The sequence below is a fragment of the Sulfitobacter litoralis genome (genome assembly GCF_900103185.1).
In the GTDB taxonomy this organism is placed as follows: Bacteria; Pseudomonadota; Alphaproteobacteria; order Rhodobacterales; family Rhodobacteraceae; genus Sulfitobacter; species Sulfitobacter litoralis.
This window is the reverse complement of the sequence record NZ_FNJD01000040.1, coordinates 1-10,356: the sequence shown is the minus strand read 5'-3', so window position 1 is coordinate 10,356 and position 10,356 is coordinate 1. Positions and strand designations below refer to the sequence as shown.

16 protein-coding genes and 1 pseudogene are annotated in these 10,356 nt (G+C 58.2%); 16 read left to right on the top strand and 1 reads right to left on the bottom strand.

What is annotated here, in order from left to right:
* From BLQ98_RS17650 to BLQ98_RS17575, 16 genes and pseudogenes are all read left to right on the top strand, one after another.
* Window positions 1–425: pseudogene (locus BLQ98_RS17650) on the top strand (TniQ family protein); the annotation flags it as partial.
* A 9-nt stretch (window positions 426–434) separates the two neighbouring features.
* On the top strand, window positions 435–1,739 hold the full coding sequence (locus BLQ98_RS17645; protein ID WP_093734497.1) for a multicopper oxidase family protein: 1,305 nt from the start codon (window positions 435–437) through the stop codon (window positions 1,737–1,739).
* 14 nt (window positions 1,740–1,753) lie between these two features.
* Window positions 1,754–2,686 carry a beta propeller repeat protein gene (locus BLQ98_RS17640; protein WP_237273197.1) on the top strand — a complete coding sequence of 311 codons (933 nt, stop codon included), beginning with the start codon at window positions 1,754–1,756 and terminating at the stop codon, window positions 2,684–2,686.
* Window positions 2,662–3,207, top strand: a complete 546-nt coding sequence (locus BLQ98_RS17635; RefSeq protein ID WP_237273198.1) for a DUF411 domain-containing protein — start codon at window positions 2,662–2,664, stop codon at window positions 3,205–3,207. Before BLQ98_RS17640 ends, BLQ98_RS17635 begins: the two co-directional genes overlap by 25 nt.
* Window positions 3,208–3,336: 129 nt before the next feature.
* Complete coding sequence (locus BLQ98_RS17630; protein ID WP_093734495.1) at window positions 3,337–3,822, top strand: c-type cytochrome; 486 nt, start codon at window positions 3,337–3,339, stop codon at window positions 3,820–3,822.
* The gene (locus BLQ98_RS17625; RefSeq protein ID WP_208596101.1) at window positions 3,819–4,391 is read left to right on the top strand and encodes a DsbE family thiol:disulfide interchange protein; all 573 of its coding nucleotides are present in this window, start codon (window positions 3,819–3,821) and stop codon (window positions 4,389–4,391) included. The genes BLQ98_RS17630 and BLQ98_RS17625 overlap by 4 nt, the downstream gene beginning before the upstream one ends.
* Window positions 4,388–4,912, top strand: a complete 525-nt coding sequence (locus BLQ98_RS17620; RefSeq protein WP_093734494.1) for a TlpA family protein disulfide reductase — start codon at window positions 4,388–4,390, stop codon at window positions 4,910–4,912. The genes BLQ98_RS17625 and BLQ98_RS17620 overlap by 4 nt, the downstream gene beginning before the upstream one ends.
* Before the next feature lie 3 nt (window positions 4,913–4,915).
* Window positions 4,916–5,188: a hypothetical protein gene (locus tag BLQ98_RS17615; protein ID WP_237273199.1), complete on the top strand. Its 273-nt coding sequence runs from the start codon at window positions 4,916–4,918 to the stop codon at window positions 5,186–5,188.
* 37 nt (window positions 5,189–5,225) lie between these two features.
* The gene (locus BLQ98_RS17610) at window positions 5,226–5,507 is read left to right on the top strand and encodes a hypothetical protein (protein WP_093734493.1); all 282 of its coding nucleotides are present in this window, start codon (window positions 5,226–5,228) and stop codon (window positions 5,505–5,507) included.
* Between the two features lie 52 nt (window positions 5,508–5,559).
* Window positions 5,560–6,315: a DsbA family protein gene (locus BLQ98_RS17605; RefSeq protein ID WP_093734492.1), complete on the top strand. Its 756-nt coding sequence runs from the start codon at window positions 5,560–5,562 to the stop codon at window positions 6,313–6,315.
* A 100-nt stretch (window positions 6,316–6,415) separates the two neighbouring features.
* The gene (locus tag BLQ98_RS17600; RefSeq protein ID WP_279614940.1) at window positions 6,416–6,946 is read left to right on the top strand and encodes an SCO family protein; all 531 of its coding nucleotides are present in this window, start codon (window positions 6,416–6,418) and stop codon (window positions 6,944–6,946) included.
* 17 nt (window positions 6,947–6,963) lie between these two features.
* Entirely contained in the window at window positions 6,964–7,401 is a 438-nt protein-coding gene (locus BLQ98_RS17595) for a copper chaperone PCu(A)C (RefSeq protein ID WP_093734490.1), read from the top strand.
* 2 nt (window positions 7,402–7,403) lie between these two features.
* Window positions 7,404–7,964, top strand: coding sequence for a cytochrome-c oxidase (locus tag BLQ98_RS17590; protein WP_093734489.1), 561 nt, complete (start codon window positions 7,404–7,406; stop codon window positions 7,962–7,964).
* Window positions 7,965–7,985: 21 nt separating this feature from the next.
* Window positions 7,986–8,486 carry a hypothetical protein gene (locus BLQ98_RS17585; protein ID WP_093734488.1) on the top strand — a complete coding sequence of 167 codons (501 nt, stop codon included), beginning with the start codon at window positions 7,986–7,988 and terminating at the stop codon, window positions 8,484–8,486.
* Window positions 8,480–9,214, top strand: coding sequence for a cytochrome c biogenesis CcdA family protein (locus BLQ98_RS17580; RefSeq protein WP_093734487.1), 735 nt, complete (start codon window positions 8,480–8,482; stop codon window positions 9,212–9,214). The genes BLQ98_RS17585 and BLQ98_RS17580 overlap by 7 nt, the downstream gene beginning before the upstream one ends.
* A 177-nt stretch (window positions 9,215–9,391) precedes the next feature.
* On the top strand, window positions 9,392–10,048 hold the full coding sequence (locus tag BLQ98_RS17575; protein ID WP_093734498.1) for a methyltransferase family protein: 657 nt from the start codon (window positions 9,392–9,394) through the stop codon (window positions 10,046–10,048).
* A 48-nt stretch (window positions 10,049–10,096) separates the two neighbouring features.
* Here BLQ98_RS17575 and BLQ98_RS17570 read toward each other — a convergent pair.
* Window positions 10,097–10,356 (bottom strand): transposase (locus BLQ98_RS17570; protein WP_208596100.1); only part of this gene is annotated, 260 nt, incomplete at its 5' end.

The following is a 10,356-nucleotide window of genomic DNA, read 5'->3' as shown; positions in this document are numbered from 1 at the left end:
CGAGACTTGTGCCGACGCTCGGCAAGGCCAGTGGCGAACAGATGCCCGAAAAGCTGATAAATCGTGCGCGCAACGGCGCCGCGCGGCTTGAATACGCCGCGCGATTACGCAGCTCCAAGCAATTTCGGCGCGCAATGCGCGCGGTCACCTTTGCCATATCATTAAAGGCCTTCCGCGGAGATCCGTTATACGCTCTTCAGGGCCACAGGCTGGAAGTAAGGCTGTTTTGCCTTGCTGCAATTGATGCAGCCCAATCCCGTCCACTGGTCAAAGCGGCCATCTCAAGCTCCGGCATCGACGACTATGCAAGGGTTGCTCTATTGCGCGCCTTCGATAAGGAGCCACGTCTGCTTGCCGCGGTTGATTACATCGCCCGGCAGCGCGCGAAAAGCATAGGCACGATGGCAGTCGAATCTCATAGTTAAGGGCAAAAAATATCCCCGAACGCGTCGTGTCTCAGATTTAAGGGCTACGCGACACCTGCCTGGGCTTATAACAGCCAGGTTCCTGGCCCGGAATTGCGGGTGCGACAGGGCGAGCGCCTGCGCATCGACGTCACAAACGGGCTCGACGAGGAAACCACCGTCCATTGGCACGGGCTGCGCCTGCCCAATGCAATGGACGGGGTCGCGTATCTTACGCAGGTGCCGATCGCCCCCGGAGAGACCTTCACTTACGAGTTCGATGCGATCGATGCCGGAACCTTTTGGTATCACCCGCACCAGCGCAGTTTCGAGCAGGTCGGACGCGGGCTCTACGGACCGCTCGTTATCGAAGAACCAAACCCGCCGCAGGTCGATCGCGATGTGACCTGGGTGCTGGACGATTGGCGGTTGAACCGGAATGGTACGATCTCCGACGATTTCGCCGGACCGATGGACATGAGCCATGCGGGCCGACTGGGCAACACGGTGACGATCAACGGTCAGGTCTCCGGGGACTTCGGCGTGCGGCAAGGCGAACGCATCCGGCTACGTTTGATTAATGTCGCCAACGCCCGCTTCTTCGCGCTGGATTTTGGAGGCCTCGGGCTGCGCGTCATCGCGCTCGATGGTCAGCCGGTCGAGCCCCACACGCCGCCGGATGGAGTCGTGGTTCTGGGCCCGGCGATGCGCGCGGATGTGATGCTCGATTGCCCTGCCGCGCCCAGAACAAGGGCGCAGGTAGTCGATCGGGCTTATCGCGACAACGAGTATCGCTTGCTGGATGTGGTCTATGGCGACACGGCGCTGCGCGACGGGCCGCCCGACTGGGATATCGCCCTGCCTGACAATCCGCTGGCCGAGCCCAATGTCGCAGCGGCCCAACGCCACGAGATCCTGTTCACGGGCGGCATGATGGGCGCGATGGTCCAGCGCGACTTGGGCCTCGAGCCGTCGCGCGGCATGATGGGCGGAATGATGACCGGCGGCGGCATGTGGTTCGTCAACGGGGTCGCTGCCGAAGGCCCGATGCTGGACCCCTTCCTGACCCTCGAACGTGGCAAGAGCCATGTCCTCGAGATGACCAACGCGACGGCGTTCAGCCACCCGATCCACCTGCACGGACATTCCTTCCGCGTCCTCAGCCGCGATGGAAAGCCGACCGCATATCGCGAATGGCAGGACACGGTTTTGATCGCACCCCGCGAGCGCGTCGAGATTGCGCTGGTCGCCGACAATCCGGGCGACTGGATGTTCCATTGCCACATCCTCGAGCACCAGGCGGCCGGGATGATCGGTGTGATCCGTGTCGCATGAGAAGAGGAGAGAGCATGATGAAAACGATTGAGATGATCACCGAGCCGAACCGGCGCACAGTTCTTGCCGGGATGCTGGGCCTGGGAACCATTGCAGTGGTGCCGCGATTCGCGCTGGCCGCGAGCGATGGCGAAACGGGCGCGATGGCCTTCGACGGCGACACCGTCCTGGTCGGCGGTCGGACCCTGCGCGCTAGTGCCGATGGCGGCGCAAGCTGGGCCCGTCGGGAAGTTCCCGGACAGGTTCTTGCCCTGGCGACCCACCGCAACCGGCCGGGGTTGGTGGTTGCCGGGCTGTCCACGGGCGGCGTGGCGATATCGGGCGATGGCGGTGCCACTTGGCGAAACGGCAAAGCCGGACTTCCCGCTGGTGGTGTCACTGCCATTGCAATTGGGTCACGAGACCCCGATCTAATCTACGCGGCGATCCGTGGCGACGGTCTCTACAAAAGCGAGGACGCCGGGGACACATGGGCGCTCGCGATGGACCGACCTTGGCTCGACGAAGCCGAGCGTGATCCACTGACTCTCGTTTCGGTCGATCTGGAGACCGGTATGGGCGGCATCTGGATCTATGCGGGCACAGAATTGGGCCTCACGCGCGTGCCCGACTGCTTCTGCCGCTGGCAGGATGTGCAGTCCGGAAACGCGATGGATGCTTTGGTCTCAGGCGACGTGCAGCCCCCTGAAAACCCGCTGCCCGAAGGCCGTCCGGTTTTGTCGCTGGCAAGCAGCCCCTCGGTACCGGATCGGCTTTATGCCGCGCTTCCCTCGGGCATTTGGACCTCGGCGGATGGCGGTGTTGTCTGGCGTCAGGCCGCCCAAGAGGCCGCCTCGGCCATCGCCGTTCATCCCGACGATGAAACATATATTGCCGCGATCATCGGCGGTGAAGTGAAACTCAGCCACGACGGCGGCGCTACATGGACCGCGACCGCGGCCGGATGAAGGAGAGAATGATGCAGAGAAGAACCATACTTGGCCTTATTGCCGGCGGGATTGTTGGAGCCGGTGCTCTCACGACACTTACGTGGGCGCAAAATTCCGAAGAGGAAGCACCTGTGTCTGGCACGACAACCCCTGTTTCCACACCGGAAGGCACCGCCAAACAGATCACGATCTGGCGAGATCCAGGCTGCGGATGTTGTGACGCTTATGCCGATTATCTTGAGGGTAACGGCTATACGGTCACGCGAATTGATGATCGCAACTTCGACAAGACGTCGATCTCTGTGGGTGTCCCAAAGGAGGGGCTAGGTTGCCATCTGGCCAAGATCGAAGGCTACTTCGTGAGCGGTCTGGTCCCCGTTGAAATCCTCGAACGCCTGGTGAATGAGCAGCCAGAAATCGCTGGCATTACCTTGCCGGGAATGCCCGCAAACGCCCCAGGGATGGCGCGGGTGAAATCCGGGACACTCAAGACCTATGCATTCGGTGAGGGCGGCATTTCCGTTTATTCCGATGAGTGAGTGTATGAGTATGATGAGCGGTTCGATGATGGGCACCATGATGTTCGGCGGCGGTCTAGTTTTGTTGCTGCTTGTTACCGTCCTCGTGCTGAGCCTGGTCGCTTTGGTAAAATACATTCGGGGGGCGAGATGAAGCCTTACGTCATTTTGCCGCTTGCGGGGGTGATCGCTGCGGCAATCGGTTTTGCCGTGCTGGCGCAATCGGCATCCGATAATTCGCCAGTTGGCGAGCTTATCTTCCTTGGCGAACCTGTCACTGCGGCAGACCTCGAGGCAGGAAAGCAGATCTACGCTGAGAGTTGCGCGTCCTGCCATGGTGCCGACCTCGAAGGTCAGCCCGACTGGAAGCGTCGGCTCGACAACGGCCGGATGCCCGCCCCGCCGCATGATGAGACCGGCCACACATGGCACCACTCGGACCGAAACCTGTTCATCGTGACGAAAGGTGGCGTCGGGGCGGTGGTTCCGGGCTACGAAAGCGACATGCCGGCCTTCGAAGGCATCCTGACCGATGACGAGATCGCGGACGTGCTCACCTATATCAAGAGTACCTGGCCGGACCGCCAGCGCGAATTTCAGGCGGAAGTCTCAGCGAACGATAAAGGTGAGCTATGAGCGCCGCAGAGGAACCACGTCGGAACAAAGGTCGGCTTCTGAGCATGTTGCCGGTCGCGATCTTCGCTCTCATCGGCGCTGGATTCTACTGGGGTCTCTTCAACAATGATGACCGTCTGCCATCAGCACTTATCGGCAAATCGGTTCCCGAATTCGATCTGCCGCCAATAGAAGGGCGATCAGACGGCCTCTCGACTGGCGACCTGAAAGGGCAAGTGTCCATTGTCAATGTCTGGGCGTCCTGGTGCGTGCCGTGCCGGGTCGAGATGCCCTTGCTCAACGAGTTGGCCGCCCGGGATGAAGTCGCCATATTCGGCATCAACTACAAGGACCGTCCCGAAGAGGCATTGGGATTTCTGACTGAGCTCGGCAACCCTTACACGCGGATCGGTGCCGACCGTTCCGGGCGCGTGTCTATCGACTGGGGCGTTTACGGACTTCCGGAAACCTTCGTAATCGATGCCGATGGCCGGATCGCCTACAAGCACATTGGCCCCTTCAACCGCCGCTCTCTGGAGGAAGACATTCTTCCCGTGGTGCGGCGCCTTCAGGAAGGAGCTGGATCATGAAACGGCGCGAATTAATGGCTGGGATGGCGGCGTTTGGCCTCGCGGGACCGGCCCAAGCACGACCGCTGATGCCGCTTCACGACACACCGCGGGAAATGTTGTCTCCGCCTTTCGTGGACGGCGCGGGGCGCGACCTTACCCTGGAGGATTTCCGAGGCAGGGTCGTGCTCCTAAACATCTGGGCAACCTGGTGTGTGCCATGTCGCGAAGAAATGCCCACGCTTGATGCGCTTCAAGCCCGGCTTGGTGGAGATGATTTTCACGTGTTGCCGCTTTCGATCGATCGGGCGGGGCTCAAAGTCGTGCGCCGCTTTTACGACGAAATCGGCATCCAGCACCTCGGAATGTATCTCGCGGACAGCACCCGCGCGATGCTCGCCTTCGGAGCGCTTGGTCTGCCGACGACGATCCTGATTGACCGCGACGGCAAGGAACGGGGCCGCTTGGTTGGGCCGGCCGAGTGGAACAGCCCCGAAGTTACGGACCAAATTCAATCAATCATCGATGAAAAGGAGAAATGATCTATGTCTGACACACAAATTCCCGACGGCTCAAACCGTCTGACGTTGCAAGGGCTGATGTCCAACCGCCGTTTTTTGATCCTCGCGTTAATGGCGGTCGTGGGCGCTGCTTTCTACCTGAACTGGGGTTGGCTGGCGGCCATAGGGGCCGCCCCGCTTATCCTGGCCTTGGCGCCTTGCGCTGTCATGTGTGGGCTGGGCGCTTGCGCGATGTGCAAATCAAAATCATGCGACAATAAAAGCTCACCCACAGAGGCGAGCCTGCCGAGGGACTGAACCCGACCACTTCCAAAAAAACCTTAAGGAGAAACTGATGAAACCGATTAACAAACTGACCATTGCCGCAGCCGTAGCTACCCTCTTGGCAACCGGTGTGGCTGCCCAGGACAACACCGATTCGTCCGGCCAGATGATAGACGGCGAGAGCGGCATGACCGGCAACATGATGAACGGCGATATGTCGAGCATGGAAGGCATGATGCCGATGATGAAAATGATGCAGGAAATGGGCCCGATGATGAAGGCCTGCACCGAGATGATGGAAAAGATGAACGATTCCATGGATGAAACCACCCCTTCAACGGACAAGGGCTGAGTAGTCATCGCCGGGGGTGACCGCCCCCGGCGATGCGACGCGGAGAAAATGCATGTCACCTAAATCAGCCGTTCGGCTCCTTGTGATTTCTGTCTGGGCAGTGATGTCCGTGCCCTTTATTGCAGCGGCCCAACAATCCACGCCTCTCAACCAGACGGAGGAGGAGGCCATCAGGACCTTGATCCTGCAAACGATCCGCGAGAATCCGGGCGTTCTGATGGAGACGCTTCTGGCTTTCCAGGAGGAGGCACAGGCAGAGGCCCAAGCGGAACAAATTGCCGCCATCGAACGCGTGAGCGATCTCCTGCAGTCCGACACAAACGCTGGTGTTATGGGCAACCCGGATGGGGAACTCGTTCTTATCGAGTTCTTCGATTATAATTGCCCCTATTGTCGTGCCGCCGCCCCGATCCTGTTCGAATTGATCAAGGACAACCCCGAACTCCGCATCATAATGCGCGAATGGCCAATTCTCGGTCCGGATTCCGAGCTTGCAGCGCGCGCGTCACTGGCCGCACTCAAGCAAGATGGCTTTGCCTCGTTTCACGAAGCGCTAATGGCCCAACCCCGGGCGAATTCGGTGATGATCCAGCGCGCCGCCGAACAGGCAGGTTTGGATTATGCCCGTCTACAGGCCGACATGAAGGCTGCAGATATCACTGCCCATATCGAAGCATCCCACCAGGCCGCCGCCGAACTTGGAATCTCGGGAACGCCGACGTTTCTGATCGGCAAAACTCTCGTCCCGGGATTGCTGGAAAAGGCGGATCTCCAGGCATTGATTTCGGAGGCTGAAAATGCCGACTGAGCCACATGAAACCCCGCCAAAATCCCAGCTCCTGAGGTCCATTCTATGGGCGGCGGCGTTCACGGCACTGGCTGGGGTTGCGATATACTCCGGCCTGGAAATGTATCTTGGAAACGGATCGAAGAATGTCCGATATTCAGGCGAGGCCGCTATTCGGTCCGAATTTTCCCTCACGGACCATACCGGACAAGACGTGACCCAGGCTGATTATTCAGATCGCTGGCAAATGGTTTTCTTCGGCTTCACTAACTGCCCCGATATTTGCCCCACCACTCTGGCCTACATGGCCAGCGTCATCGACTTGCTCGGTGACGATGCAGTCAAAGTGGCACCGATCTTCATCACGGTCGATCCGGAGCGCGATACGGTGCCGGTCATGGCAGAATATGTATCGGTTTTTCATCCGCGTCTGATCGGACTGACAGGCACCGAAGTTCAGGTCGCAGAGGCCGCGACGAACTTTCGAACATGGTACGAGCGCACCGAGGACGATTCCGCACCTGACGGTTATTTCATGGCGCACGGCGGATACGTCTACCTCATGCGCCCAGACGGTGCGTTCGAGGCAGTCTATCAGGAAGGTGGCCAACCGCCGGAAGTGTTGGCGCAAGATATACTTGAAAAATTGTGAAGAGTTGGGCAGGACGAATGAGACAAATGATACCTTTGGCCGCGCTGACAATGTGGCCGATGACTGCACAGGCCGATGTTACGATCAGTGACGGATGGGCCCGCGCCAGCATCCTCGCCTCGCGCCCGGCAGCGGCTTATCTCACGCTTCGAAGCGATGAGGACGATCAACTGATAGGCATCACCACCCCTATTGCCGGGCATGTCACCGTTCACGGCGTTGAAACCGATGCAAACGGTGTAAGTCGTATGTCCGCGATCGAGGCTCTGAAATTGCCGTCTGGCGAAACGGTCACACTCGCGCCCGGAGGGATGCATCTGATGCTGATCGCCCTCACCGAAAAACTCGAAGAGGGCACCGTCCTGCCCCTCACCCTGACATTCGCGTCAGGTGCCAAGATCGAGATCAGCGTCCCGGTACTTGGACCAGGCGCCAGTGGACCAGAAAAGGAATGACCATGCGAAAGATTCTAGCGCTGATACTCGCTTTTGTCGCCGTGCCGGCTTTCGCTGACCACCCCGGTGATCGCCTCGACGAAGTAATGGAACAGAAGGAACCTGCTTTTAAAGCGGTTGATCTTGGCAATGCGCCAACCCTGGAACTTCTTGGACCGGATGGTGCCCTCTTTGATCTCAGTAGCCTTTCGGATCAGGTCATCGTCCTCAGCTTCGTTCCGACCGATTGCGGGGCGCCCTGCGCTGAGCAGCAGGCACTTCTGGCCAAAGTAAGAGACGGTATAAATTCATCGCCCATGCTGAGTATGGTGACATTTCTGATCGTGAGTGATGCAGAAGATCCGGCATTTGGAGAAACTGCCGAAAATGTGATTGTCGCTCGTCCGCCATCATCGATCGAACCGGTGATTGCGCAATATCGTGCTTTATCGCCGGATGCTTCTGTAGTGCCCTTGGTCCACGTGATCGCACGCGGCAACCGACATGCCGCGATCTTTGAGGGGGCAGCGTTTCGCCATATCAACATGATCCTCTACGTCAATGGACTGACAAACGAGCATTAAAGCAGAATTGAACCAAGAAGCATGACAGCAAATACAACCCCATACGACATTCCCGATCCGAGCTGGCTATCCGTCATTCGTCGGTACATCATCTATTCCGCAGCCGGACATCTGATCTGGGAAATTGCCCACATCCCGCTCTATACGATCTGGGTAGAAGGAAGCTGGAGTGAGATTGCCTTTGCAGTCGTTCATTGTACCGGCGGTGATCTCTTGATCGCCATGAGTACGCTGTTGCTTGCCTTGTTCCTTGTCGGCGGGCACGCATGGCCGACAGCACGGGCCGGAGCAGTCTTGCTGTTGGCTGTGGTCTTAGGGGTCTCCTACACGGTATTCAGTGAATATCTGAACATCGTGATCCGGGCTGCTTGGGCCTATCGTGATATCATGCCGGTAATCCCCGTGCTGGATGCGGGCCTTACACCTTTCCTGCAATGGATATTCGTTCCATCGCTTGCCTATTGGGCTGCAATCAGACTTCCGCTGCGCAGGCTCTTCGGGGCGGAGTCCGGCGCATGGTAGACATCTCGCTCCTCGGTTTGACCGCGGCTCTTCTGGCTGGAGCTATCTCATTTGTTTCGCCCTGCGTCCTTCCGTTGGTTCCGGGGTATGTCTCGTACGTTGCGGGGCGCACGGCCACACAGGGCGGCGTGGCGTCTTCCTCAACGGCGCGTGCCGTGTGGTTGAGCCTCTGCTTTGTTCTGGGTTTTTCGACCATATTTATCGCACTTGGCGCTTCGGCGACGGCACTTGGTCAGGCCCTGCTGAGTTGGCGATACGAGCTGAACCTCATTGGCGGCGCGATCATTATCCTGTTCGGACTGTTCATGATAGGTGCGACACGGCTATCGGTCATGGAACGTGACTTTCGTTTCAATCTCGACATTCCCGGCGGTCAACCGGCGGCCTCCTACGTACTCGGCCTTGCGTTCGGCTTCGGCTGGACACCCTGTATCGGGCCCATTCTTGGAGCGATCCTTACGGCCAGTGCAGCAAGTGCGACGATCGGTGAAGGCATGCTGCTTCTTGCGGTCTACTCTGCCGGGCTTGGCATACCGTTTCTCATCGTGGCGGGGTTCACGGACCGGATTGCCGGTCGGCTGCGCGCCATCGGTCGTGTTGGTCGGCGGCTCCACCAAGCGGCCGGCATCGTCATGATCCTGATGGGGATTGCGATGATGACGGGACAGCTGAGCGCATTATCGTATTGGATGCTCGATGCATTTCCCATTCTCGGGCGCATCGGCTGATGTTTGAGCCAAACTCCGCAACTACAGAGTTAAGTCGTGGTGTGAAGACGTGCTCCGGCTTGACACATACCGCCCACGAAGACTTCTGGGTAGGCGCCATCGACATCAGGCCATGCAAGGTTCCTATTTCGCTCGCCCCGGTTTTAGGCGAGCGCATCTATAATGTTGGATTCCGCAATGATGCATGAAATTGGCTATTCTGGAGCATGGCAGCTTGCTGTCATCGCAATTATTATCGCATCCTGGGTGCTTTATCGGTACTTCGCGCCCGATAATTGGCGCGAGTGGGCAAGCGCAGGTACAGTACAGGCCTTTATAATCGCTCTCTATGCAGAAATGTATGGTTTTCCGCTAACTGTCTATGCAGCCGTACGGCTCCTGGGAATCGATAATGACAATCTAAGCGCCAACTTGTGGTCAAGTTTGTTGGGTATTGGAGACATGGCAATGGTGCTGGCCATGATCGCAGGTTACGCCTTCGTAATTATGGGGGTAGTGCTGGTCGTTAAAGGCTGGCGCCAGCTTTATGCTGCTCGACATTCCAAAGTGCTTGCGACCGACCGTCTGTATAGCCTTGTCCGGCACCCTCAATACCTTGGGCTATTCTTGATATTGTTCGGAGAGGGTGTCGTTCATTGGCCGACGGTCTTCTCTGTGTCTCTGTTTCCTATAATCGTGCTTGCGTACGTTTTACTTGCGCGCCGTGAAGAGAAGAGAATGTTGGAAGAATTCGGAGAACAATATCGGACTTACCAGCAATTGGTACCGGGTTTTATTCCACGCTGGGATCGGTCTCGGGACGCTATCATGATGTGGCTCTTGTTCCGAAACTGACCTGCAATCTAGGGGAGTGTGCGTAATTTTGTGCCCTGGCGCCTTTAGTTAAGCCATGGGAAAGCGTTCTTCGAACATAATGGCGAGTTGGCTTTTAACGCGGTGCCATTCACGCACAGATCGCTTCCACTCGACGGAAGTAGCATTGAGGGCCAAGTAGATCAACTTCGCCGCCGCTTCATCGCTCGGGAAGTGGCCGCGGGTTCGCACCGCACGCCGGATTTTCGAGTTCAAAGCTTCTATGGCATTCGTCGTGTAAATAAGTCGGCGCACTTCGGGCGGGTAGTCGAGAAACGGGATCACCTCGT

Excerpts from the sequence above, each read along its gene's own strand:
- BLQ98_RS17620 (WP_093734494.1), top strand. The coding sequence starts at position 4,388 with ATGAAACGGCGCGAATTAATGGCTGGGATGGCGGCGTTTGGCCTCGCG.
- BLQ98_RS17635 (WP_237273198.1), top strand. The coding sequence starts at position 2,662 with ATGGACCGCGACCGCGGCCGGATGAAGGAGAGAATGATGCAGAGAAGA.
- BLQ98_RS17605 (WP_093734492.1), top strand. The coding sequence starts at position 5,560 with ATGTCACCTAAATCAGCCGTTCGGCTCCTTGTGATTTCTGTCTGGGCA.
- BLQ98_RS17595 (WP_093734490.1), top strand. The coding sequence starts at position 6,964 with ATGAGACAAATGATACCTTTGGCCGCGCTGACAATGTGGCCGATGACT.
- BLQ98_RS17630 (WP_093734495.1), top strand. The coding sequence starts at position 3,337 with ATGAAGCCTTACGTCATTTTGCCGCTTGCGGGGGTGATCGCTGCGGCA.
- BLQ98_RS17615 (WP_237273199.1), top strand. The coding sequence starts at position 4,916 with ATGTCTGACACACAAATTCCCGACGGCTCAAACCGTCTGACGTTGCAA.
- BLQ98_RS17580 (WP_093734487.1), top strand. The coding sequence starts at position 8,480 with ATGGTAGACATCTCGCTCCTCGGTTTGACCGCGGCTCTTCTGGCTGGA.
- BLQ98_RS17600 (WP_279614940.1), top strand. The coding sequence starts at position 6,416 with ATGTATCTTGGAAACGGATCGAAGAATGTCCGATATTCAGGCGAGGCC.
- BLQ98_RS17625 (WP_208596101.1), top strand. The coding sequence starts at position 3,819 with ATGAGCGCCGCAGAGGAACCACGTCGGAACAAAGGTCGGCTTCTGAGC.
- BLQ98_RS17640 (WP_237273197.1), top strand. The coding sequence starts at position 1,754 with ATGATGAAAACGATTGAGATGATCACCGAGCCGAACCGGCGCACAGTT.
- BLQ98_RS17585 (WP_093734488.1), top strand. The coding sequence starts at position 7,986 with ATGACAGCAAATACAACCCCATACGACATTCCCGATCCGAGCTGGCTA.
- BLQ98_RS17575 (WP_093734498.1), top strand. The coding sequence starts at position 9,392 with ATGATGCATGAAATTGGCTATTCTGGAGCATGGCAGCTTGCTGTCATC.
- BLQ98_RS17590 (WP_093734489.1), top strand. The coding sequence starts at position 7,404 with ATGCGAAAGATTCTAGCGCTGATACTCGCTTTTGTCGCCGTGCCGGCT.
- BLQ98_RS17610 (WP_093734493.1), top strand. The coding sequence starts at position 5,226 with ATGAAACCGATTAACAAACTGACCATTGCCGCAGCCGTAGCTACCCTC.